Origin of the sequence: Aeromonas oralensis, assembly GCF_049665575.1 — a bacterium.
GTDB lineage: Bacteria > Pseudomonadota > Gammaproteobacteria > Enterobacterales > Aeromonadaceae > Aeromonas > Aeromonas hydrophila.
The window spans coordinates 1809101-1830329 of record NZ_CP187186.1; the positions used below are offsets into that span (position 1 = coordinate 1809101).

Consider the following 21229-nt stretch of genomic DNA (forward strand, 5'->3'; position numbering starts at 1 on the left):
TCATATCTCATCCGGCGTGCGCAGGTTGGTGACGTTGATCCGCTCGCCACGCTTGCGGTCCTTCTCGGCAGGCATTTGAGGGCGATAGATGCCCTGATCGCCAACCACCCAGGAGAGCGGACGGCGCTCTTTGCCGATGGAGTCCTGCAGCAGCATCAGCGCCTGCAGGAATGCCTCGGGACGGGGCGGACAACCCGGAATATAGACGTCGACCGGCAGGAACTTGTCTACGCCCTGAACGACCGAGTAGATGTCGTACATGCCGCCGGAGTTGGCGCAGGCACCCATGGAGATGACCCACTTGGGTTCGAGCAGCTGTTCATACAGACGCTGGATGACGGGGGCCATCTTGATGAAGGGGGTGCCGGCGATCACCATGAAATCGGCCTGGCGCGGTGAGGCACGAATGACTTCGGCACCGAAGCGGGCCACATCATGAGGGGAGGTGAAGGCGGTACACATCTCTACGTAGCAGCAGGAGATGCCGAAGTTGTAAGGCCAGAGGGAGTTCTTGCGGCCCCAGTTGACCGTGTCTTGCAGCACCTCTTCGAGGCGCCCGATCATGATGCCGCGGGAGGCCTCTTGAGCAAGGGGATCCTCGACGGTCTGGCGCTGTTCCTGGGGGTAGCGCTCAACGGGCGCATCTGGGTCGATCCGGGTCAGGGTGTACTTCATGGTGCAACCTCAAAGGGATAATCAGTAATTCAGTCTGGCTTCTTGTCGGTCAGGACGCGCTTTTTCGGTGCCCAGTCGAGGGCGCCAATGCGCCACAGGTAGACGAGTCCTACCAGCAGCAGGGAGATAAAGATGGTGGCTTCGATGAAACCGACCCAGCCGCTTTCTCGAACGGAGACGGACCAGGCGAAGAGGTAGAGTGCCTCGACGTCGAAGATGACGAAGAACATGGCAACCAGATAGAACTTGGCGGAGAAGCGTAGACGGGCATTGCCCACCGAATCGACGCCAGATTCGAAGGGTTTGTTCTTGGCACGACCATAGGCTCGACCACCCAGCAGGGCGGCAAGGCCAATCATGGTCAGGCAGATGCAGATGGCCCCAACTACATAGACAGCAAAAGCCCAATGCTGGACAGCTATATCAGCAAACATAGGAGTTTTCCCTAACCGAATTAATCACGTGGCTTAACAAGGATGTTACTTATTATGCCACTTTCGTACTGATTTACATGTCATTTCAAAGGATTAATTATTAATCAGCGGGAGGAAAATCGTATTTTGCTAGCGGAGTCAATGTTCCTGTTTGAGAATCGTTTTCAATCGCTTTTATGGGGCTGTGGAAATGGCGGGATCGTTTGAAAAATAAACTAATCGTGAGAGGAGAGACCCCGCCAGGCGGGGTCTGCTTGATCAGGGTTTGAGGATGGGTAGCGCCTCTTCGGCCGCCTTGCCCTGGGAGAGGGTGATCTCGACCCGGCGGTTTGCCTGACGATGCTCAGGTGTGTCATTGGGATAGCGGGGCTGGGCATCCGCTACCCCCTGAGCGATGACCCGGGTGGCATCGAGTTTGGGGTTGGTCAGCAAAGTGTGCACGATGGAGGCAGAGCGCAATACTGACAGTTCCCAGTTGCTGCGATAGAGCTCAACCGGGGCCTGGGAGTTGTCGGTGTGGCCTGTGACCACCACCTTGCCCGGAATGTCAGCCAGAATGCCGGAGATCTTGTTGACCAGCGGGATGAACTGGGGCTGCAGGAAGGCGGAGTCGGCCGGAAACAGTGCCTTCTCGCCGATGCGGATCACCAGCTGGCTGCCCAGTTGTTCCACCTCCAGATCCTTGGATTCAATCTGTGCCTTGAGCTGCTGCTCCAGCTTCTTCTTGGTGACCTGTACCCACTCCTGTTCCTTGGTTTTGTGAGGCCATGACTCCGTTGCGCTCGGCTTTTCCGAGGCGCCGATGGTCTCGTTGAAGGGGTCCGAGGCGGCCATGGGGGCATCCTTCTCCAATACCGTCTCTTTCTTCGGGCTGCTGGGGGTGGTCTTGGACTCGGGTTCCAGGATCCCGGTACCGCCCTGCATCACGGGGGAGCCCGCGGGAGGGGAGATGAGGCCAATTTTGCCCAGCGACTCGATGAAACCCTGGATCAGCACCCGGGTTTCAGACTGCTTGGCCATGGCAAAGGAGTAGAGCACCACGAACAGGGCGAACAGCAGTGTCATGAAGTCGGCATAGGAGACCAGCCAGCGTTCGTGGTTCTCCGGCGCTTCAGCCTTTTTCTTTTTTGCCACCATGGCCTCCGAGGTAGGGTTCGAGGGTGACTTGCAGGCGTTGCTGTGATTCGCCGTCCACGATGCAGAGGATACCGGTGAGGGTCATCTCCTTGTAGTGGCGGATCTGATGGGCAAACGCTTTGTAACGGTTGCCGAAGGGCAGGAAGATCAAGTTGGCGGCCGATACCCCATAGATGGTGGCGATAAAGGCCACCGCGATGGCGCCACCCAGTTTGTCAGGGGCATCCAGCAGGCCCATGGCGTGGATCAGGCCAAATACGGCGCCGACGATCCCCATGGTCGGGCAGTAGCCGCCCATGGCTTCGTAGAATTTGACGGTCTGCTCGAGATCTTCTTGCTCGAACTCGATCTCGTTCTCCAGCACCTCGTGGATCTTGGTCTTCTCGTAGCCATCGACCATCATCTGCACCCCTTTTTGCAGGAAGGGATCCTTGATCTCGTCGATCATGCCTTCAAGGGCCAGCATGCCGCTGCGTCTGGCATTACCGGCCAGGTTTTCCAGCAGTTCGGCCTGCTGCTGCATGTCGAGTTTGAGAGGGGCCAGCAGCCACTTGAAACGCTTGAGAGTGCTGCCGACAACGGAGAAGGGGAACTGGGTCAAGGCGGCACCTATGGTACCTCCGATCACGATGAGGAAGGCGGGCAGATCGAGCAGGGCGCTGGGATGTCCACCCTCGATCATGTTACCGCCCAGGATGGCGATCAATGCCAGGACCAAGCCGATTAAACTCATTTTTTATACATCCCTGAATATTGATAATGGCTAGTGTAGCTATTTAAGTATCAGTTTTTCAAAATGATATCCAATCGATGAGCAATAAAGTCAGAGCCTTGACCTTGATGGACAGATTTCTTTCCCGGGTGGCAAGCCGCCGGGCCACGAAGGGCGTTTTACCGAAAAAAAGGGGGCTGTCGCGGGATTTTGACGAGAAGGGGGTCTGGCATATCAGACTGCAAATGCTGAAAGGTAAAAACCGGCACCTGAGCCGGTTTTTTTAGATTGGGTGATGGGGAGAGATGCGTCACTCTGCGTGATCCTTTCGGGGTGGAAGCCAGCCGTTCGCCACAGGTAACGTTGCTTGCCCCCGTGGGGGGTTGCTTTTTCTAACGGGAGTTACGCATCTGAAAACCCAAAAAGCAAAAAACCGACCATCAGGTCGGTTCTTTAAAAATTTGGCGGTGAGGGAGGGATGATTCGCCACTGCGTGGCTCACCCCTTCGGGGCGGCCTGCGGCCGTTCATCGCAGCAAGCTGCTCTGCTCCAACCCGGCGAGGGTTCTCACCCTCCCTCTGTGGGCATCAGATTTGCTGTGCTCCCAGAAGCAAAAAACCGACCATCAGGTCGGTTCTTTAAATTTGGCGGTGAGGGAGGGATTCGAACCCTCGATACGTTGCCGTATACACACTTTCCAGGCGTGCTCCTTCAGCCACTCGGACACCTCACCAAATTTTCGCTCACAGCGCCGTTGCGCTGGAACGGGGCGTAATTTAGGGGAAAGGGCTGCCTGGGTCAACCACTTTTCCCCTTATTTTTCATAATCTTTATCGAACGCCTATCCCTTGAACAGAATGCCGGTTTTTTAAACCCGCTCAGGGCTTGGGGAGGATGATCAGGCTGTCCGGCAGCTCGTTCTGGTCACGGGTAGCGGGGAAGGCGTCGGTGAGAATTGCGCTGGTCCGCTCGATGCACTCGAGGAAACCCTGCTCCACCTCCTTGTTGCGCACCCGGCGGGTGAAGTCATCGATGATCTCCTGCCACTGGCCATTGTCGATGTGCTGGGCGATGCCGTCATCCACCAGAATCTCCACGTAGTGCTCGGCCACCGAGACGAAGATCAGCACCCCCAGCCTGTCCCGGGTACGATGCAGCCCCTGTTCGACGAACTGCAGGCGTGCCATCAGGGCGGCCCTGTGCTGGCGAACCTGTTTGGGGATCAGGTACATCTTGATGGGGGTCCAGTGGAACAGGATGCTCAGCACCAGCCAGACCGACCACTGCACCAGCAGGATTTCGTACCAGCCGAGCCAGAAACCGAGCTCGAATACCAGCAGCGGGGTGAGCATGGCCAGCAGCGCCGCCCACAGGGTGGGGATGTAGCGATAGCCGTCGCTGGCGGGGGCCAGTACGGTCACCAGCTCGGCATCGGTTGCCTGCTCCGCCTGTTTGACCTTGGCCTGCAGCGTGTGAAAGAACTGTTTCGAAATCATGTGTCGTCTCTTAATCCCTGTTACCAACCACCGGAGGCACCGCCGCCGCCGAAACTGCCGCCCCCTCCGCTGAAACCGCCGCCGCCACCAAAGCCACCACCGGAACGACCGGCACCGAAGCCACCGGCAAAGTAAGCGGCGCGGCGGCGGCCACCTCTACCTCCGCCACCACCGCCACGCAGGTTGTGCAGCACGATCATCACAATCACCATCAGGATGAACAGCCAGGGCCCGCCCAGCTTATCCTTGCTGGCGTTGTCTACCGGTTTGTACTCGCCCGCCAGCGCCTGCATGATCGCCTGGCTGCCGGCGACTACCCCGGCCACCATGTCGCCGCGTTTGAACGCGGGCAGGATCCGGGTCTGGATGATGTTGGCGGCGATGGCATCGGGCAGGGCACCTTCCAGCCCGTAACCCACCTCGATCCGTACCTTGCGTTCATCCTGGGCGATCAGCAACAGCACCCCGTTGTCCTTGCCCTTCTGGCCGATGCCCCAGTGACGGCCGAGCTGATAGCCGTACTCCTCGATGGTGTCGCCCGCCAGCGTGTCGATGGAGACCACCACCAGCTGGATGCCGCTACGCTTCTCGAATGCCGCCAGCTGCTGGGTGAGCTGGTGGGCCTGCTTGCGGGACATCAGGCTGGCTTCATCCACCACCCGCCCGCTCAGCGTCGGGAAGTCCGGTGCCGCTTGCAGGGCACTGGCCCAGAGCAGCAGGCAGGGAAGTAACCAGCGCAGCATCATTTTCATTGGAAGCTGACCTTGGGCGCCTCATCGGCACCGGGCTTGGCGCTGAACGTGGGTTTGGCCTCCAGATCCGAGTAGAGCAGCTTGGACCAGATAACGCCGGGGAAGGTACGGATCTCGGTATTGAACTGACGAACCGCTTCTATGTAGTCGCGCCGGGCCACCGAGATACGGTTTTCGGTGCCTTCCAGCTGGGCCTGCAGAGTGAGGAATTGCTGATCCGCTTTGAGTTCCGGGTAGCGCTCGACCACCACCATCAGCCGGGAGAGGGCGCCGGAGAGCTGGTTCTGGGCCGCTTCAAACTCCTTGAGCTGGGCGGGATCTCTGACCTGCAGGCTGCCCACCCGGGCTCTGGCATCGGTCACTGCCTTGAGGGTCTCCTGCTCGTGGCTGGCGTAACCCTTGACGGTGGCTACCAGATTGGGGACCAGATCGGCACGGCGCTGATACTGGTTTTCGACCTGGCCCCAGCTCGCCTTGACCTGCTCATCCAGGGTCGGAATATTGTTCATGCCGCAACCGGTCAGGCCCAGCAGCAGGCTCATAACTAACAGGGACTGGGTTGCCCTCTGCCAGAGTGAAGTGGCCATCTTGTTGTTCTCCATTGACATTTTTTGCAGATAACGGCTCACCATACCAGCTTGTGGTCAACCGCCACAACGGGCGGGCAGCCTGGGTTTGTGGTAAGCCATCGAAACCTTGGGCAGTTGCGGCTTGTCCTTGAGCCAGGAGGCCAGCTCGGCGCCGCAGCCGTTGCCGGGCGGGATCGGCGCCTGAGGCTGGCAATCCGGGCTGCCGGGCCGGGCAGCGCAGACGCACATGAAAGTGGCTGAAGTGGCCGACCCAGGGGCGCAACTTGCCGACCCAGGGTTCATCAGGCGCCCGTTTGCATACCTCGGCCTTGAGCACCGGGTTGATGAAAATGCGGGCGACCTCGGGCTTGCTTGCCGCCAGACGCAGCAGGTTTAGCTGCTGGGGGCCGAAGCGCCCGGGCAGCACCTGGTAGCTGGGCTCATCGATCAGGGCCCACTCCTTGGGGGCATCCTGCTCCCATGTTGAGATGGGTTGGTTGGCCATGCGAAACCAGATGTCGGCGTCGAGGCCGGTCTGGTGGCTGCGGTGACCGGAGGTGAAGGGACCGCCGTGGGCCATGGCGAGATCGGCGATATAGAGGTCCGGCATGCCGGCCATGCGGGTCTGGTTGGCCAGGGTGGTCAGGTAGGCGATGAGCTCGGGGTGGCCGTAGTAGCGCAGTCGCTTGGTGCGGATCACCTGATAGCCGGGGCCGGTCAGCGGCAACGCTACCCCGTTCTTGAGGCAGCCGGCGGAGTAGCCGCCAATGGCTTCGGCCTGGTGGGGATGAGATTCGGCAAGAAAAGTACTGGCCATGAAGAGCAGGGTGGTGGCAAGCATGAGACTCCTGACAAGCATGAAAATGGGCTCAGATGAAGAGAATGATATCAAGAGTCCGGTGAGGCCGTCACCCGATGAGCGAGCCCGGTTGCATCCCGGTGTCGGGCTCGCGCACAATGCGCGACAAAATTGGCGCATCCAGGGCGTGTAAACCCACAGGCAAGAGGAGAAGAGAATGAAGGTCAGTGAGCTGGTGAACAAAGAGGGTCTGGTCTGGCTGATGCCCCCTGCTCGCCGTTTCTATCCGGTGATGGTTGTGCTGCTGCTGGCGAGCCTGGTCACCGTGCTGGCTGCCGTCGGTCTGGGTTATCCGCAAATGGGTTTACTGCCCTGGGTGGGGCTGGTGTTTGGCGGCATAGTACTGCTGATGATGGTACTTCCTCGCAGTTGGCAGCGCTGGCGGCTGGCGGAGCTGGCCTGGGACGAGACGCACCTTTACCTGCTCAATGGCAGCAGTGATCGGGCACAGGCCCTGCCAAGATCGGCACTGGTCGGGGTCGAGCGGGATCGCAAGGTGGGCCACGATGGTCAGTGGCTGGCCTTCAGCCTGGATCTGGCGCTCAACGATGAGCAGCTGGCGGCCGCCACCGCGCTGATGGAGTTGAGTCGGGAAGGCACCCATGTCGTGGCGCCCGGTATCTATCGCTTTGGCTTTAAGCGCGCCTGGCATGGTCGACGCACGCTGCAGGGGCTGCTGGATACTCTGCTCCCCATATGAGCTGACTATTTTCTCGACAATCTTCCCCAAAGCTCAGATACTGCCAGTGACTCGAATTGATCTTGCCCGTTCTGTTCACCCAAGAGATCAATGACTTGAGTGAACCGTACGGGGGAGTGCCCAGGCATGATGCCCTGGCAGGTCCGGCATGGGGGTTGTGCCCTTACCTTTGTGTTGGTGATTGGATAGAGAAGGCACCTTGAATCGAGAGTGGATGGCATGAAGATTTACGTAGGTAATCTGTCGTACCGGATGACGGCCGACGAACTGACAACCGTGTTCAGCCAATTTGGGCAGGTAGACAAGGTCGATATCATCATCGATCGCGATACCGGTCAGTCCAAGGGGTTTGGCTTCATTGAAATGCCTGTCAATGGCGAGGCTGAAAAGGCCATCGCCGGTTTGCATGGCACCGAAATCGGTGGCCGTACCATCACAGTCAACCAGGCCAAGCCGAAGACAGATGCACCACGTGGTCGCCCCCAGCGTCATCGCTGAGCTGCCTCGATAACGCAAAACGGCATGGGTTTCCCCCATGCCGTTTTTGTTTTTGGCGTTTACGGGATGAATTAGGGTACGTCGTAACCGAGCGCCGCCTTGCGAATGCGGAACCACTGCTGGCGATTGAGGACGATGGCTTCAGCGGCCACGGCGGCGGCGATGCGCTCCCGCTTGCCGGAGCCTATCAGCGGCAGCGGCTGGCTTGGCAGCATCATGACCCAGGCGTAGACCACCTGTTCGATCTGCTCGGCGCCCACTTCCTGGCGGATCTGCTCGAGCTCGGCGCGCAGCGGGGCATATTCGGGGGCCTGGAACAGGCGCCCGCCACCGAGGCAGGACCAGGCCATCGGCTTGATGCGCAGTTGCTGGCATTGGTCCAGGGTACCGTCCAGGGTGGTGCTCTGGTTGAGCGGCGAGATCTCCAGCTGATTGGTCACCAGCGGGAAGGGCAGGCGCGACTGCAGCAGTTCGAACTGGCGAGGGGGGAAGTTGGAGACCCCGGCATGCTTGATCTTGCCCGCCTGCTTGAGGGTAATGAAGGCATCGGCCACCTCGTCGGCATCCATCAGGGGATCCGGGCGGTGGATCAGCAGCAGATCCAGATGGTCGGTGGCCAGCTTTTGCAAGGAGGCCTCGGCACTGGCGATGATGTGCGCCTTGCCGGTGTTGTAGTGATTCAGCGCGTGTTCCGGCTTGGCGGTGAGGGCGATGCCGCACTTGCTGACGATCTCGATCCGGCTGCGCAGAGAGGGCTCAAGGCGCAGGGCGTTGCCGAAGGCCTCTTCGCACTGGTAGCCACCATAGATGTCGGCGTGATCGATGGTGGTGACCCCCAGATCCAGGTGGTACTTCATCAGGTCCAGCAGGGCGCTCGGGGAGAGCTGCCACTCCATCAGGCGCCAGTAGCCCATGATGAGGCGAGAGAAGGTCGGGCCCTGTGGATGCAGGGAGAGGCGGGATACGGGCATGGTGGCTCCTTGGCGGATAAGGGAAAAATGCTGCCAGCATCTTGGTCTCTTCTGGCTGGCAAGGCAATAATGCGGCTTTTGTTAATTCGAACTTTGGTTCTGAAGGGGAAGGAAATGGACGGTTTTGCCGAGCGCTTGCAGAGCCTGATCGGGACGGGCAGCATCAGTGCCTTTGCCCGCAAGGTGGGGTTGAGCGAGGCCCTGATCCGTAAATATCTGAAAGGGGCCGAACCCGGCCTTGGCAAGGCCAACCAGATTGCCATGGCCGCCAACTGCTCGCTGGAGTGGCTCGCCACCGGCTGCGGCTACCTTTATCGGCAGGCGGAAGTGGTGGACCGAGAAGCGCTGAGCGCCGCCGGCACCCTGTTGCAAGAACAGTTGCCGCAGCAGCGTCTGCCCGCAGAAGACGAGCTGGTTACCCTGCTCGCTTACTACCAGTTCTTGCGCAGTCACAAGCAGGCTGACGGATTTCTGGATCTGGCGCGGGCGCGCGAATTTGGCAAACACCTACATGAGGCGTGAGCCTGGATGGGGATGGCCGGGCAACGGCCGGGGATTATTCTGATACCCTCTAAAGCAGATGAGGACAGCGGGGAGAGGGTGATGGGCTATCTGATCTTGGGCAGCGGCGGATTGGGCACGGCGCTGGCACATGAGCTATCCGCCCGTGGCGAGGAGCTGGTGCTGGCCGGCAGGCAGCTGCCCAAGGGCGTGGATCCCGTCTGCTATTTCCCGTTGCAGGAGGTGGATGTGCTCTCCTTCGATGCCCTGTTCACCCTCTATGACACGGCGCCGTTGCCGAGCGTGGTGATCAACACCATCGGCCTGCTGCACGACATCAACTTCATGCCGGAGCGGCGGGTGGAGGAAGTCAACCCCAGGTGGCTGTGCGACAGCTTGCTGGCCAACGCCTGGCCGCAGCTGGCTTTAGCCACCTGCCTGAGCCGCCGGATGACGGAGGATGCCCGCCTCTGGCTTTGCACTCTCTCTGATCTTGCCGGCAGTCTTGGCGCCAACGAGACGGGCAGTCGTTACAGCTACCGGATGAGCAAGGCGGCCCTCAACATGGGGGCAATAACGCTGGCCCACGAGTGGCGGGTGCGCTTCCCCGCTGCCGGGGTTGTCACCGTGCACCCGGGGCTGATGGCTACCCCCATGAATCAACCCTTCGTCGATGAGCTGGCAGCAGAGACCTTGCAGGATCCGGCGCTGGTGGCGCCGCGTCTGCTTGATCTCATCAACCAGTTGTCGCCGGCCCAGTCCGGCGGCTTCCTCGACCTGCAGGGCCAGCCGCTGCCCTGGTAAGCCGTCACCGGCTTCACATTCCGGAAACGGCCCGCTTGCCAAGTCAGCTCCTGCTGGCTAACGTCATCCTCCTGCTTCAGGAGGGATGTCATGCGCTATATCGATTTACGAAGTGATACGGTCACCCAGCCCACGGATGCCATGCGTCAGAGCATGCTGCATGCCGAGGTGGGGGATGATGTCTACGGGGAAGATCCCGGCGTCAATGCACTGGAGGCCCGCGGGGCCGAGCTGCTTGGCAAGGAGGCCGCGCTGTTTGTTCCCTCTGGTACCATGTCCAACCTGCTGGCGGTGATGAGTCACTGCCAGCGGGGAGAGGGGGCCATCGTCGGCCAGGCGGCCCACATCTATCGCTATGAGGCACAGGGGAGCGCCGTGCTGGGCTCGGTCGCGCTGCAGGCGGTGCCCATGCAGGCCGACGGTTCGCTGGCAGTGGCCGATGTCGCCGCGGCGATCGCCCCTGATGATGCCCATTTTGTGCAGACCCGGCTGGTCTGCCTTGAAAACACCCATAACGGCAAGGTGCTTCCCCTTCATTACCTGCAGGCGATGCGCAAGTTCGTCGATGAACGCGGGTTTCAACTGCATCTGGATGGTGCCCGTTTGTTCAACGCCGCGGTGGCGAGCGGTCATGGGGTAGACGAGCTGGCTGCCCCCTTTGACAGCATCTCCATCTGCCTCTCCAAAGGGTTAGGTGCACCGGTAGGGTCGCTGCTGGTGGGCTCCCGCGTCTTCATCGCCCGCGCCAGACGGCTGCGCAAGATGCTGGGTGGCGGTATGCGCCAAGCGGGGATCCTGGCTCAGGCCGGTCTGTTTGCCCTCGAGCAGCATGTGACCCGGTTAGCGGACGATCACCGCCGTGCCAGACGGCTGGCCGAAGGGTTGGCTGCCTTGCCTGGTATAACCCTGGAGCTGGCCCAGGTGCAGACCAACATGGTCTTTCTGCAGCTGGCAAAAGAGCAGAGCGGCCCCCTGCTTGCCTTCATGAAGGAGCGGGGGATCCTCTTCTCCGGTTATGGCGAGATGCGGCTGGTGACCCACCTGCAGATCACCGATGACGACATCGACGAGGTGATCGATGCCTTCACCGAGTATCTTGCCGCACGTTAAGGTTCACCCAATAAAACAGGGCGCCAAGGCGCCCTGTTTTATTTTTTGAGAAGAAAGCGGGTCACGCCTGGCGCTGGCCGCTCATCAGCATGGCCTCGTCGGTGGCGTCGTAGATCATTACCGCGATGTGGGTCACCTGACCGCCAAAATCGGCCAGCGGCACCAGCGTCAGGTTCTGGAACATGTGGGGGGCGGAGCCGGTGATCGGGCGGTAGTTGGAAAAACGCAGCAGATAGGGTTTCTGCTCCCAAGTGCTGAAGGCGCGGTTGTTGAGCTTGAACACCATGTTGGCCTTGCGTTCGAACCAGGCCCGATCCACATCGGGGAAGAGTTCGAACAGCACGCCATCGCGCACCTCGCCGGCCAACCGGCCGCTGTGGCTCTCCATGAAGCCGTTCCACACCTGCACCTTGTACTCCTTGTCGAGCACCACCAGCCCCACATCCAGGTTCTGGACTATGTTCATCAGCCAATGAAATTCACGGATTTCCATGGTCACTCCTAGAGCATGTGCATGATTTTGTTGTTCATGGTGGCGATGGAATCTTCGGTAAACAGCAGCAGCAGATCGCACTGCACTGCGTAATCCTGGACCCGGTAGTTGATCTCGATGGCCAGGGTGCGGCGCCAGCGGCTCTTGTTGGTGTTGATGAGCTCGTTGATGGGCCTGTGCTGGCCGAGTACCACAGGATGGCCCTGACTGAAGGGGGTATCGAGCTGGCTGGCATAACCGCGCAAAAAGGCGCCGATCAGCACGTTGGCGGTATCCATCAAGAGCTCCAGCTCGGCATTGCGATCGAGCATGCCCTGATGGTTCATCAGCCGGGCCAGATCCTTGAAGCTGGAGTCGTGGAACAGGATCAGCGCCTCGCCGGCGATACCGGCTCCGATGAAGCCCTGGCAGACGGCGGAGAGAGTATCCGAGTCGGCGGCGGCCGAGAGGGCCATGTGCAGCTCGGACACTTCCAGCACGTTGACGTTGGGAATGGGCAGCACCACGAAGGCGTTGAGCAGGCGGGCCAGCAGGTCGGCAGCCTGACCCATGGAGACGTTGGCGAGTTCTTGATAGACGTCGCGTACCTCGGGACTGATCTTGATGCCGGTATCCAGACTGCCGACATCACTGACACTCTGGCCGGCGGGCCGGATGTCATGTGCCGTAGCGGTGCCTTTGGCCTGCCACAGATCATGCTGTTTCAGCAGGGCGTTGAGGGTTTCCGGTGCGGCTGGTTTCTTGATGAAATCCAGCGCTCCCAGCCCCATCACCCGCTGATAGGCTTCCGGCTGGATATCGCCAGAGACAACGAAGACCTTGTTGCGCAGACCCTCCCGCTGGAGGGTCTCCAGCACGCCGTAGCCATCCATTTCCGGCATGGTCAGGTCGAGAAAGATCAGATCCCCATGACCCATCAGCACCTGCTCTATCCCTTCCAGCCCGTTGGCGGCGTAATGCAGCGTCACATCCCAGTCTGCGGGAAGGGCACGGGCCAGCTGTTTACGGGCGAATCCTGAGTCATCACATATCAATACATTCATAGTGTTAGGCTGGCCTAGTCAACGAGGATTGCTATAAGTGTGGCCCGCCAACGGTCAGATGCAATGGGACAGGCTGGTCGCAGGTGAAAATTGATTGTCCCATTGGCGATTCCGGTAGCGCGCTGAATATTTTTCAACAAATTCAGCAAACATCTTAACACGCAGCGGAGCAAACTGAGGCTGACAGCGCAACATATAGAAGGGCCGGTTGCCGGTTTTCCAGTCAGGCAGTACCGGGACCAGTTGCTCATCCTGCAGGAAGGGGTGCACGTAGTGGAGTGGGGCATTGACGATCCCCAGGTGGCGTCTGGCTGCCCGCACGGCGGCCTGGGTCTGGTTGACGGTGAGTTTGGCGGTACGCTTGATCTGTACCGTCTGCTCGTCCCGATCGGTCAACTGCCAGTGCTGGTGTGGCCAGCAGTAGATCAGCGCGTGCTCTTCCAGCTGGGCGGGATGTGCCGGTATGCCCATCTTCTCCAGATAGAGCGGGGAGGCAAACAGGCCGTATTCGATGTGGCCAAGGCAGAGTGCATTGGGCAAGGATTGCGGCAACTCACCGTTGAAGAACACCAGATCCCGGTCGTTGTCGAACAGATGCTGGTGGTCGTTGGTCTGGGTAATGTCGAACTGCACTTCTGGGTAGTGCAGGCCAAAGTCCGCCAGCATGTCCACCAGGATGGTGTTGGAGAGGGCGATGGGGGCCGCCAGACGGATCACCCCGTTGATGTCGGCCTCTTTGCCCTGGATCTCGCCGGTGGCCTGCTCGATCGCGGCCAACGGGGTGCACAGGCGTTCGTAGTAGCGCAGCCCTTCGTCGGTGAGGCGGAGTTTGCGGGTGGATCTGTGTAGCAAGGAGCAGCCGAGCTGCTCTTCCAGCTGAGAAATACGTCGACTGATGGTGCCGGTTGGCATGCCCAGTGCGGCAGCCGCGTGGGAGAAGCCTCCCTCTTGCACCACCTTGACGAACAGATAGAACTCTTCGATGTACTTCATAAGCGGTGTTCTGGGTGTAACAAGCCAGTGACCTTAAGAAGAGGTGCCCGCCTTGGCAAGCTCAATCCGGCGTTTAATTGATCTGGATTAGATTCGACTCCCGCTGGTACTGGTGCAACAGCCGGACAAATTCGACCGGATCCCGGTCAAGGCTGTTGTCCGGCACCAGCAGATCATAGCCGAGCAGCTCGCGCAGCCGGGTCATGCGGTTGGCCAACATGGCGATCACCCCCTCATAGCGCTGGCCGGAGGGAGAGCGAAAATGGCTCTCCTCCAGCAACCCCTCGCCCTGAAAGGCACAGGAACCCCCACCGCCGCTGCAGGCCGGCTGTTCGCTACGCAGTGCCTGCAGCAAGACGCTGCGTTGCTCGGTCAGCAGGCGTACTGCCAATCTGGGTGTGATCAATGTCAAAAAATCGTCGTAATCTTTTATTTTCAAACCGATATAGGGCAGGGGGACCAGATCCCAGCCCAGATGAATGCGCGGCTGGTCTATTCGCTGAATATTTCTCCATTTCAGGATCCAACCACCGTATTTATGGTGATATTGCAGACAATCGTGACAGAGCGAGAGACTGAAGTGAGGCTCAATCAACTTCAATGAGCCGATAAATATCATCATCAGACCGGCCAGCAGGCCGGAGACGAGGGGGATTAGTGGTTGTTCACCGAATAAAAAAAGTATAAAAATCATAGCAATGGTTACTATGATGCCCAACAATACCAACGTGAGTCCGTTTTTTCTGACCATGGGTTTCACATGTAGCGTTTTCATATGAAGTCAGCCCTTTGCGCATGCTTGTTTCACATTATGGGCTGGATCCGATTTTGTACCAGCACCGGGTGCCCGGGAGGGCCCTCCGTCGCTGGGTTTCCCTGTGATCACACATCATGAATCACCATATTAGATGAATACGCTAGACGAACGGTTATTGAACGGGATGGATGTGTTGCATACCCCAATCTGGGTTTATGACATCCGGCATCACCACATCTACTGGGCCAATCGCGCTGCCTTGAGCGTGTGGGAAGCGAGCTCGCTAGGCGAGCTGCAATCGCGCGACTTCTCGGCCGACATGGCACAGGCCATCGATCTGTTGCTGCAGCGCTACCTCGGGGATTTCCAGCAGGGGCGCAGCTACAGCGAGTGGTGGACGCTTTCCCCCAAGGGCGTGAAAAAGCAGATCTACCTGCGTCTCTCCGGCATCCAGCTGGCGGGTCGGCTGATGATGATGACCGAGGCGGTGATCGACGCCGATACCCTCTATCAGGAGTCCTCGCTCGCTACCGGCGATACCCTGGCCTGTCTGTTTGACAATCAGGGCCAACTGGAGAGCGGCAACCACCATTTCGACATGTGTTTCGGCAACCAGATCCGCTACCTCTCCCAGCTCTTCTCCGGCAATGACGAGGCTTTCTACCATAAGCTCTCCCGTCTCGATGAGGTGGTGGCCGAGGGGGAGTGTCGTACCCTCAAGGGGATGCGCTGGTTTCAGTACCAGTTTCGCCACATTCAGCAGGGGGCGCAGATCCTGCTCACCATGCGCGACATCACCGACCGCAAACTGGAAGAGCTCGAACACCGCCACCTGGCGTGGCACGACTCGCTGACCGGCCTGCTCAACCGCTATGGCTTGATGAAATCGCTGGAGGCCTATTGCGGGCTGGGTGGGCGTTTTGCGTTGGTGTTCATGGACTTGGACAATTTCAAGCTGGTCAACGACAACTACGGCCACAAGGCCGGTGATCGGCTGCTGGAGCGGGTTGCCGGCCGGCTCAAGCAGATCTGTCCACGCGATGTGGAGCTGGCCCGGCTCGGTGGCGACGAATTCACTGCCCTGGTGCCGCTCAGCCACTCGAGCGATCGGGCGCAGGAGGTGGCTGACCTCATGCTCTCCCAGATGACCAAGCCGCTGCAGCTGAGCGGCGTGCCCGAGGTGACCATCGGCGGCAGCATCGGCATCGCCATCTATCCGGACGATGCGGACGACGGTGACAACCTCATCACCCGCGCCGACATGGCCATGTACCAGGCCAAGCAGATGGGCCGGCTGCGCTGGCAGCGCTTCACCCCCAGCATGCAGCAGACGCTGCATCGCAAGCTGACCCTGAAGCAGTTTCTGGCCAAGGCCATCGGGCGGGGGGAGCTGAGCCTCTGCTACCAGCCTCAGGTGGATGTGGCACAGGGCAAGCTGCTCGGCTACGAGGCGTTGCTGCGCTGGCACAATCCCGTGCTGGGTCACGTTTCACCGGTGGAGTTCATCCCGCTGGCGGAAGAGATGGGGCTGATCCGTGAGATAGGCAGCTGGGTGTTGTCGACGGCGCTGGCCCAGATGGCCCACTGGCAACGGGAGTGGCGGGTAAACGTGCCGGTGTCAGTCAATCTTTCCGGCTTCCAGCTCTCTTCCGCCCTGCCTGAACTGGTGGCCCGGCAGCTCAAGGAGTTCGGGGCGGCGGCCAGCCTGCTGACGCTGGAGTTGACAGAGACGGTATTGATGCTGGACATGAAGGGGTGCATCGAGATCCTCGACGCCCTGAGCGCGCAGGGGATCAAGATTGCCATCGATGATTTCGGTACCGGCTACTCGTCGCTGGCCTATCTCAACCGGCTGCCCATCGACACCATCAAGCTGGATCGCTCCTTCGTGGTGGGTCTCAATCTGCCGGTGATCCGCGCTACTGTCGCCATGGCCACCAGCCTGGGCCTTGGCATCATGGCCGAAGGGGTGGAGGATGAGCACGAGCTTGCCGCCCTGCGCACCCAGGGCTGCCACGTGTTTCAGGGGTTCCTGTTCAGCAAGCCGATGACGGTGACGCAGGTGGAAGAGAGCCGTTTCATGGTCAGCTGCAAGGCCGGCAGCTATCCGCTGGTAGGCTAGCGGATGACTCTGTGGCGGTGCTAATGCGAGGGGCCTTGGGCCCCTCGCTGTTTTTGGGTAGAGTGTGGGCTTCGTCTCTGGAGGCAACATGAACCTGACTCTCGACCTTATTCTCGCCCATCGCTCCATTCGTCAATTCACCGCCGAGCCCATCACCGACATTCAGCTCGACCAGATCCTGAGCGCGGCCCAAGCCGCTTCCAGCTCCAGCTTCCTGCAGGCCAACAGCATCATCCGGGTGACCGACAAGGCACTTCGCAGCCGCCTGGCTGAGCTAGCGGGGCACCAGGCCTACGTGGCCCAGGCCGCCGAGTTCCTGCTCTTTTGCGCCGACTACCATCGCCACTGCGAAGTGGTGCCGGATGCCCAGACCGGCTTTGTGGAGCAACTGCTGATCGGCGCCATCGACGGCGCCCTGATGGCCCAGAATGCCCTGTTGGCAGCCCAATCCATGGGACTTGGCGGCGTCTATATCGGCGGGATCCGCAACAATCCGGCCGCCGTGAGCGAGGCGGTGGGGCTGCCACATCAGGTGATCCCGCTGTTCGGCCTCTGTCTCGGCCACCCCGCCCAGGCACCCGAGCAGAAACCCCGCCTGCCTCGGGCTTTGGTTGTGCATGAAAACCGCTATCAGACCGAACTGGATCGGGATCTGCTTGCCGGCTACGACCAGCAGATCGAGGCTTACTACCAATCCCGCAGCAGCAACAACAAGCAGCAGAGCTGGAGCGGCCAGATCCGGGGCATCCTGGGCAAGGAGGCGCGCCCCTTCATGCAGGATTTCCTGCGATCCAGGGGGTTCAACCTCAAGTAATGGGCCCGATGGGCGATACTAAGGGGTAATGGCGGTGTCGCCAGCGCCGCGTGATCCTGGCTTTCCCTGATGCTCCTGCCCGTCTGGGCACAACAAATCGGGGGCAAGCCCTGCGCTGCGGACTACCTTAACTAGGTAAGCTGTTGTAGGATCACGCAATTGGATTGGGACAGGAGTTTGGACTTCCTATGATTTTAACCCTGGTATTGCTGTCTATTGGCGCACTCCTGTTTCTGGTCATCGCCTATAACGTGGTGCAGCAATATAAACAGAAGGCAGAGGCAGACAAGCGTCACGCCATCGCCCGCCACAAGTCGGTGGTGGATGAAACCGAAGAGATGCTGCTCAACGTCAACCTGGTGCCCTTCTCCAAGAACATAGTGTTGCTGCTGCAGCACCGGATCCTCGATGCCTATCGTGCCATCGCCCTGGTGATGCCAAGCGGCCAGCTCAAGCAGCGCATTGCCGACGTGCAGACCCAGATCAAGAACGTGCAGGAGAACTACAACAGCCAGGATGAAGGGCACTTCAAGACCCCGGAGTCGGATCGTCAGGCTATTCAGATGTTGCAGCTGGTCAAGAAGATGCGGGCTGTGCTGCGGGTTGAACACAACAAAGGCAAGATAGATCCGCAAGGCTTTGCCCAAGAGGATCGCCGCCTCGAGCTGATGCAGCTCAAGGTCAACATCGCCAACCTGGTGAAACGGGCCATGGATGCCCAGATCCAGGGGCAGTTCGGCACCTGCCGGCAGCTCTACACCAAGGGGCTCTCGGCCCTGGCCAGCGTCACCGACAAGGATCCCTACCTGATGGCTCGTGAAGAGGACATGCGGCAGGGCTTGGCCGGACTCGATGCCCACCTGCAAGAGCACAGCGAGAAAGAGCTGCAAAGCATCAAGGACAAAGAGGCGGACGAGCTGGACGTCCTGTTCCAACCCAAGAAGAAATGGTGATTATGTCGCACTCACTCGATACCACACTGGGGCCGATGGCCCCATTTGTTTGCCAGCTGTTGACCGAGCTGGAAGCCCTCGCCATCCATCCCGCCGCCATCGAGGTCGACCACCTCTGCTACCGGGCCGCCACCCTGCTGGAGTACCAGACCCTGAAGGCACAACTGGCAAGCCATGGTGACCTGCTGGTGGAGGGGATGATCGGCGGACGGCCCATCGCCACCTACCGCCTGCATCAACCGGTGCCCCACACCCACGGCATCGTGCCCTGCATCGAGCTGGCGGCGCCCAAACCGGGTCGCAGCCACCAGGCGGGGCTGGAACATATCGAACTGGTGGTGCCTTCGCTGGACGCCTTGCTGGCGGCCCATCCCGAGGTGCCCTTCAAAACCGGCAACCTGCGCGATGAGCGCAATCCTGACGTGGCGGTGATGCTGGCCTCGGGGCAGATCAAATTCCATCTGCGCACCTTGGCCGAGGTGATCGAGGAAGAACTGGTGAGCGGCGCCGTGGTGCCGGTGCCTGCCGGCTACTACGACTAGGTTTGATGCGACGGGGTAGCTTGACCGGCCCCGTCTCATAGCCGAGATAGCATCAGGGATGGCAGATGCGGGGGCGGGCGGGGCGCCCCTTCAAGTGGCCGAGCCAGAGGCTCAACCCCGCCGTGATGACCAGTACCAGCTCGATGCCGAGCACCAATCCCCCGAGCCCCCCCTGCTCCCAAAAGGGGTGCAGATAGAGCCCGCCCAGACTGGCCCCCATATAGTAACCCACCAGATAGAGCGATGAGGCGAGCGCCCGGTTGTGCTCCACGTGTTGGCCGACCCAGGCGCTGGCGCAGGCGTGGGCAAGGAAAAAGCCGAAACTCGAGATGAGCAGGCCTGAGAGGATGGCGCCGAGCGAGCCGCCCAGCAGTAAGGCGCTGCCGAGTGCCATCAGGGCTATTCCGACCAGCAACAGGCGCTGTGCCCCCCAGCGATGGGCGCAGCGGCCGCTGAGGGAGGAGGCCACCGTCCCCGACAGATAGGTCAGAAACAGCATGCCGAGCCACTGGGTAGGCAAGGAGAAGGGGGGCTGGCCAGCAGGAAGGTGAGGTAGCTGTATTGGTTCAGAAACACCATGAAGTTGAGGCCGCCGATGAGGTAGGCCCCCACCAGCAGCGGATTGCCGAGGTGGCTGGCGATGGCCTGGCGAAACTGGCCCGGCTTGGCGATGACGGGCACGAAACGGGTTTGGGGCGGCAGCAGCCAGATGACGAGGGGCAGCAGCGCCAGGCTGATGAGGCCGATGCCGAGAAAAGTGTGCTGCCAGTCGCCAAACCAGCCGGCCAGCAGACCGCCGACCACCCGGCCGGCGATGCCCCCCAGTGAGTTGGCAGCGATGTAGACCCCGACGGCGGAGAGCAGGGCCCGCTTGCTGAACTCTTCCCCCATGTAGGCGATGGCAGTGGCGGGCAGCCCCGCCAGCAGGACCCCCTGCAGGATCCGCAGCAACAGTAGCTGTTCAAACTGACTGACCAGGCTGATGAGCAGGGAGAGCAGGATGGCACCGGCCAGACTCCACAGCATGATCCGGCGCCGGCCGAAGCGATCCGCCAGCCGGGCGCAGACGAGCAGCGAGGCGGCGAGCCCTGCGGTGCAACCGGCCAGGGTCCAGCCGGCCGATAGCGAGCTGACGGAAAACACCTCGGCTAGCAGCGGCAGCAGCGGGTGGGTTTGATAGAGATTGAGAAACACCAGGAAGGAGCCCAGGCTGAGGGCCAGGGTGGCGCGGATCCATTCACGACTACCGACTTCGATCATATGCAATTGTCCTGACAGCTTTGTTGCAGGTTAGTGCGCGCCAGAACATAAATATAATATATTTAAGTTATCCATCTGATAAATTGAATTGATATGGATCTGAAACAGCTCACCTATCTGCTGGCGGTGCGGGATGCCGGCTCCTTTACCAAGGCGGCCAACGGGTTGCACGTGGCGCAGCCCGCCATCAGCATGGCCATCGCCAAGCTGGAGCAGCAGCTCGAGCTGCGCTTGTTCGACCGCCAGGATCGCAACGTGCGGCTCACCCCGGAAGGGGAGGTGCTCTGCCGCCATGCCGAGCGCCTGCTGCGCCAGATGCATCAGGCCGAAGCCGAGATGGCCGAGCTCAAGGGGCTGGAGCGCGGAGAAGTGCGCATCGGCATCCCCTACATGATGGGCTCTTATTACTTTCCGCCGATCCTGATGGCCTTCAAGCATCGCTACCCCGGCCTCAAGATCCGGGTGGAGGAGGCGGGCACTCGCGAGCTATTGAGCCGCATGGTGGACGGCTCGCTGGATCTTGCCATCCTCATCACCAGCGATCTGCCGCCAGCGCTGGAAGGGGCCCAACTGCTGCGTGAAGAGATGTTGATGGTGGTGGGGGAGGAGCATCCGCTGCGCCAGGCCCGGAGTGTGTCGCTGAGCGAGTTCTTCAGCCAGGAGCTGGCGATGTTTCGCCGCGGCTTCTATCACCGCGAGCACATGGAAGCGCTGGCCCAGGGGCTGGGCTGTGAGCCTGATATCGCCTTTGAGAGCAACCTCATCCCGCTGCTCAAGGCGGTGGTGAAGCAGGGCTTTGCGGTGACCACCTTCTTGCGGATGGCGCTGGACGAAGAGCCTGCCCTGACCGGGATCCCGTTTGCCCCCCCGATCTTCCTCGATCTCTGCGTGGCGTGGCGGCGAGGGGATCCGCTCTCCATGGCCAACCGTGCCTTGCGGGATTTTTTGCTGGCGCAGGCACAACCATAAATGGCCAAGAAGGAAGGGCTATCAGGCAAAAGTTTGTTAGTATTAGTTCAAGTCGCCTTTAGAGC

Annotated in this window: 22 protein-coding genes, 1 tRNA gene, 1 other RNA gene and 2 pseudogenes; 10 read left to right on the forward strand and 16 right to left on the reverse strand. The window is 60.4% G+C overall.

All coding sequences use genetic code 11. From position 1 onward, the window contains the following. The 10 genes and pseudogenes from ACPDZI_RS08630 to mepA all read right to left on the reverse strand — a co-directional run bounded on the left by ACPDZI_RS08630 (position 1) and on the right by mepA (position 6616). Entirely contained in the window at positions 1–675 is a 675-nt protein-coding gene (locus ACPDZI_RS08630) for a NuoB/complex I 20 kDa subunit family protein (protein ID WP_005299840.1), read from the reverse strand. Positions 676–704: 29 nt separating this feature from the next. After that, complete coding sequence (locus ACPDZI_RS08635; protein ID WP_016350419.1) at positions 705–1109, reverse strand: NADH-quinone oxidoreductase subunit A; 405 nt, start codon at positions 1107–1109, stop codon at positions 705–707. A gap of 258 nt (positions 1110–1367) precedes the next feature. Continuing rightward, positions 1368–2246 carry a flagellar motor protein MotB gene (locus ACPDZI_RS08640; RefSeq protein ID WP_175610165.1) on the reverse strand — a complete coding sequence of 293 codons (879 nt, stop codon included), beginning with the start codon at positions 2244–2246 and terminating at the stop codon, positions 1368–1370. Further along, positions 2221–2979, reverse strand: coding sequence for a flagellar motor protein (locus tag ACPDZI_RS08645; protein ID WP_076359669.1), 759 nt, complete (start codon positions 2977–2979; stop codon positions 2221–2223). The genes ACPDZI_RS08640 and ACPDZI_RS08645 overlap by 26 nt, the downstream gene beginning before the upstream one ends. Positions 2980–3420: 441 nt before the next feature. Continuing rightward, positions 3421–3549, reverse strand: a non-coding RNA gene (locus tag ACPDZI_RS08650) — RtT sRNA. Positions 3550–3603: 54 nt separating this feature from the next. Then, positions 3604–3691 (reverse strand) — tRNA-Ser (locus tag ACPDZI_RS08655). A 145-nt stretch (positions 3692–3836) separates the two neighbouring features. Next, the gene (locus ACPDZI_RS08660) at positions 3837–4454 is read right to left on the reverse strand and encodes a TPM domain-containing protein (RefSeq protein WP_073349820.1); all 618 of its coding nucleotides are present in this window, start codon (positions 4452–4454) and stop codon (positions 3837–3839) included. Positions 4455–4474: 20 nt separating this feature from the next. Further along, positions 4475–5206, reverse strand: coding sequence for a TPM domain-containing protein (locus ACPDZI_RS08665; protein WP_438834355.1), 732 nt, complete (start codon positions 5204–5206; stop codon positions 4475–4477). Then, positions 5203–5808 carry a LemA family protein gene (locus tag ACPDZI_RS08670; RefSeq protein ID WP_438834356.1) on the reverse strand — a complete coding sequence of 202 codons (606 nt, stop codon included), beginning with the start codon at positions 5806–5808 and terminating at the stop codon, positions 5203–5205. Before ACPDZI_RS08670 ends, ACPDZI_RS08665 begins: the two co-directional genes overlap by 4 nt. A gap of 42 nt (positions 5809–5850) precedes the next feature. Further along, positions 5851–6616, reverse strand: a pseudogene (gene mepA / locus ACPDZI_RS08675) (penicillin-insensitive murein endopeptidase). A 175-nt stretch (positions 6617–6791) separates the two neighbouring features. On the opposite strand from mepA, the gene ACPDZI_RS08680 reads away from it, so the two are divergent. Together ACPDZI_RS08680 and ACPDZI_RS08685 are read left to right on the forward strand one after the other, a co-directional pair. Beyond that, positions 6792–7334, forward strand: coding sequence for a hypothetical protein (locus ACPDZI_RS08680; RefSeq protein ID WP_438834357.1), 543 nt, complete (start codon positions 6792–6794; stop codon positions 7332–7334). Positions 7335–7553: 219 nt separating this feature from the next. Continuing rightward, positions 7554–7832, forward strand: coding sequence for an RNA recognition motif domain-containing protein (locus tag ACPDZI_RS08685; RefSeq protein ID WP_026080382.1), 279 nt, complete (start codon positions 7554–7556; stop codon positions 7830–7832). Positions 7833–7903: 71 nt separating this feature from the next. On the opposite strand, the gene ACPDZI_RS08690 is transcribed toward ACPDZI_RS08685, so the two are convergent. Further along, the gene (locus ACPDZI_RS08690) at positions 7904–8803 is read right to left on the reverse strand and encodes an aldo/keto reductase (protein ID WP_438834358.1); all 900 of its coding nucleotides are present in this window, start codon (positions 8801–8803) and stop codon (positions 7904–7906) included. Positions 8804–8917: 114 nt separating this feature from the next. On the opposite strand from ACPDZI_RS08690, the gene ACPDZI_RS08695 reads away from it, so the two are divergent. From ACPDZI_RS08695 to ltaE, 3 genes are all read left to right on the forward strand, one after another. Continuing rightward, positions 8918–9325, forward strand: coding sequence for a helix-turn-helix domain-containing protein (locus tag ACPDZI_RS08695; protein ID WP_011705676.1), 408 nt, complete (start codon positions 8918–8920; stop codon positions 9323–9325). Between the two features lie 81 nt (positions 9326–9406). Continuing rightward, on the forward strand, positions 9407–10108 hold the full coding sequence (locus ACPDZI_RS08700) for a short-chain dehydrogenase (protein ID WP_438834359.1): 702 nt from the start codon (positions 9407–9409) through the stop codon (positions 10106–10108). Positions 10109–10198: 90 nt separating this feature from the next. Further along, on the forward strand, positions 10199–11218 hold the full coding sequence (ltaE, locus tag ACPDZI_RS08705; RefSeq protein ID WP_438834360.1) for a low-specificity L-threonine aldolase: 1020 nt from the start codon (positions 10199–10201) through the stop codon (positions 11216–11218). A gap of 61 nt (positions 11219–11279) precedes the next feature. Here the strand turns inward: ltaE and ACPDZI_RS08710 are convergent, their stop codons facing one another. The 4 genes from ACPDZI_RS08710 to ACPDZI_RS08725 all read right to left on the reverse strand — a co-directional run bounded on the left by ACPDZI_RS08710 (position 11280) and on the right by ACPDZI_RS08725 (position 14522). Further along, entirely contained in the window at positions 11280–11711 is a 432-nt protein-coding gene (locus tag ACPDZI_RS08710) for a PAS domain-containing protein (protein ID WP_005346525.1), read from the reverse strand. Positions 11712–11719: 8 nt separating this feature from the next. After that, entirely contained in the window at positions 11720–12754 is a 1035-nt protein-coding gene (locus ACPDZI_RS08715) for a response regulator (RefSeq protein ID WP_438834361.1), read from the reverse strand. Positions 12755–12808: 54 nt separating this feature from the next. Continuing rightward, positions 12809–13747: a LysR family transcriptional regulator gene (locus ACPDZI_RS08720; protein ID WP_146061892.1), complete on the reverse strand. Its 939-nt coding sequence runs from the start codon at positions 13745–13747 to the stop codon at positions 12809–12811. 73 nt (positions 13748–13820) lie between these two features. After that, positions 13821–14522 (reverse strand): DUF2982 domain-containing protein, encoded by a 702-nt coding sequence (locus ACPDZI_RS08725; RefSeq protein ID WP_076359648.1) that lies wholly within the window; start codon positions 14520–14522, stop codon positions 13821–13823. Between the two features lie 166 nt (positions 14523–14688). Here ACPDZI_RS08725 and ACPDZI_RS08730 point away from each other — a divergent pair, with 166 nt between their 5' ends. The 4 genes from ACPDZI_RS08730 to ACPDZI_RS08745 all read left to right on the forward strand — a co-directional run bounded on the left by ACPDZI_RS08730 (position 14689) and on the right by ACPDZI_RS08745 (position 18935). Continuing rightward, entirely contained in the window at positions 14689–16626 is a 1938-nt protein-coding gene (locus tag ACPDZI_RS08730) for a putative bifunctional diguanylate cyclase/phosphodiesterase (protein ID WP_438834560.1), read from the forward strand. A gap of 88 nt (positions 16627–16714) precedes the next feature. Further along, positions 16715–17440, forward strand: a complete 726-nt coding sequence (gene nfsA, locus ACPDZI_RS08735) for an oxygen-insensitive NADPH nitroreductase (RefSeq protein ID WP_438834362.1) — start codon at positions 16715–16717, stop codon at positions 17438–17440. A 188-nt stretch (positions 17441–17628) separates the two neighbouring features. Continuing rightward, positions 17629–18393 (forward strand): DNA repair protein, encoded by a 765-nt coding sequence (locus ACPDZI_RS08740; protein ID WP_146061895.1) that lies wholly within the window; start codon positions 17629–17631, stop codon positions 18391–18393. Then, the gene (locus ACPDZI_RS08745; protein WP_199796243.1) at positions 18387–18935 is read left to right on the forward strand and encodes a VOC family protein; all 549 of its coding nucleotides are present in this window, start codon (positions 18387–18389) and stop codon (positions 18933–18935) included. Before ACPDZI_RS08740 ends, ACPDZI_RS08745 begins: the two co-directional genes overlap by 7 nt. A 52-nt stretch (positions 18936–18987) precedes the next feature. Here ACPDZI_RS08745 and ACPDZI_RS08750 read toward each other — a convergent pair. Further along, positions 18988–20195: pseudogene (locus ACPDZI_RS08750) on the reverse strand (MFS transporter). 93 nt (positions 20196–20288) lie between these two features. Here ACPDZI_RS08750 and ACPDZI_RS08755 point away from each other — a divergent pair. Beyond that, on the forward strand, positions 20289–21164 hold the full coding sequence (locus tag ACPDZI_RS08755; protein ID WP_010634255.1) for a LysR family transcriptional regulator: 876 nt from the start codon (positions 20289–20291) through the stop codon (positions 21162–21164). Positions 21165–21229 lie beyond the last annotated feature (65 nt).

What these genes read in the sequence shown, in the direction of transcription:
- ACPDZI_RS08630 (WP_005299840.1), bottom strand. Translation starts at nt 675, where the DNA reads ATGAAGTACACCCTGACCCGGATCGACCCAGATGCGCCCGTTGAGCGC.
- ACPDZI_RS08635 (WP_016350419.1), bottom strand. Translation starts at nt 1,109, where the DNA reads ATGTTTGCTGATATAGCTGTCCAGCATTGGGCTTTTGCTGTCTATGTA.
- ACPDZI_RS08640 (WP_175610165.1), bottom strand. Translation starts at nt 2,246, where the DNA reads ATGGTGGCAAAAAAGAAAAAGGCTGAAGCGCCGGAGAACCACGAACGC.
- ACPDZI_RS08645 (WP_076359669.1), bottom strand. Translation starts at nt 2,979, where the DNA reads ATGAGTTTAATCGGCTTGGTCCTGGCATTGATCGCCATCCTGGGCGGT.
- ACPDZI_RS08660 (WP_073349820.1), bottom strand. Translation starts at nt 4,454, where the DNA reads ATGATTTCGAAACAGTTCTTTCACACGCTGCAGGCCAAGGTCAAACAG.
- ACPDZI_RS08665 (WP_438834355.1), bottom strand. Translation starts at nt 5,206, where the DNA reads ATGAAAATGATGCTGCGCTGGTTACTTCCCTGCCTGCTGCTCTGGGCC.
- ACPDZI_RS08670 (WP_438834356.1), bottom strand. Translation starts at nt 5,808, where the DNA reads ATGGAGAACAACAAGATGGCCACTTCACTCTGGCAGAGGGCAACCCAG.
- ACPDZI_RS08680 (WP_438834357.1), top strand. Translation starts at nt 6,792, where the DNA reads ATGAAGGTCAGTGAGCTGGTGAACAAAGAGGGTCTGGTCTGGCTGATG.
- ACPDZI_RS08685 (WP_026080382.1), top strand. Translation starts at nt 7,554, where the DNA reads ATGAAGATTTACGTAGGTAATCTGTCGTACCGGATGACGGCCGACGAA.
- ACPDZI_RS08690 (WP_438834358.1), bottom strand. Translation starts at nt 8,803, where the DNA reads ATGCCCGTATCCCGCCTCTCCCTGCATCCACAGGGCCCGACCTTCTCT.
- ACPDZI_RS08695 (WP_011705676.1), top strand. Translation starts at nt 8,918, where the DNA reads ATGGACGGTTTTGCCGAGCGCTTGCAGAGCCTGATCGGGACGGGCAGC.
- ACPDZI_RS08700 (WP_438834359.1), top strand. Translation starts at nt 9,407, where the DNA reads ATGGGCTATCTGATCTTGGGCAGCGGCGGATTGGGCACGGCGCTGGCA.
- ltaE (WP_438834360.1), top strand. Translation starts at nt 10,199, where the DNA reads ATGCGCTATATCGATTTACGAAGTGATACGGTCACCCAGCCCACGGAT.
- ACPDZI_RS08710 (WP_005346525.1), bottom strand. Translation starts at nt 11,711, where the DNA reads ATGGAAATCCGTGAATTTCATTGGCTGATGAACATAGTCCAGAACCTG.
- ACPDZI_RS08715 (WP_438834361.1), bottom strand. Translation starts at nt 12,754, where the DNA reads ATGAATGTATTGATATGTGATGACTCAGGATTCGCCCGTAAACAGCTG.
- ACPDZI_RS08720 (WP_146061892.1), bottom strand. Translation starts at nt 13,747, where the DNA reads ATGAAGTACATCGAAGAGTTCTATCTGTTCGTCAAGGTGGTGCAAGAG.
- ACPDZI_RS08725 (WP_076359648.1), bottom strand. Translation starts at nt 14,522, where the DNA reads ATGAAAACGCTACATGTGAAACCCATGGTCAGAAAAAACGGACTCACG.
- ACPDZI_RS08730 (WP_438834560.1), top strand. Translation starts at nt 14,689, where the DNA reads ATGGATGTGTTGCATACCCCAATCTGGGTTTATGACATCCGGCATCAC.
- nfsA (WP_438834362.1), top strand. Translation starts at nt 16,715, where the DNA reads ATGAACCTGACTCTCGACCTTATTCTCGCCCATCGCTCCATTCGTCAA.
- ACPDZI_RS08740 (WP_146061895.1), top strand. Translation starts at nt 17,629, where the DNA reads ATGATTTTAACCCTGGTATTGCTGTCTATTGGCGCACTCCTGTTTCTG.
- ACPDZI_RS08745 (WP_199796243.1), top strand. Translation starts at nt 18,387, where the DNA reads ATGGTGATTATGTCGCACTCACTCGATACCACACTGGGGCCGATGGCC.
- ACPDZI_RS08755 (WP_010634255.1), top strand. Translation starts at nt 20,289, where the DNA reads ATGGATCTGAAACAGCTCACCTATCTGCTGGCGGTGCGGGATGCCGGC.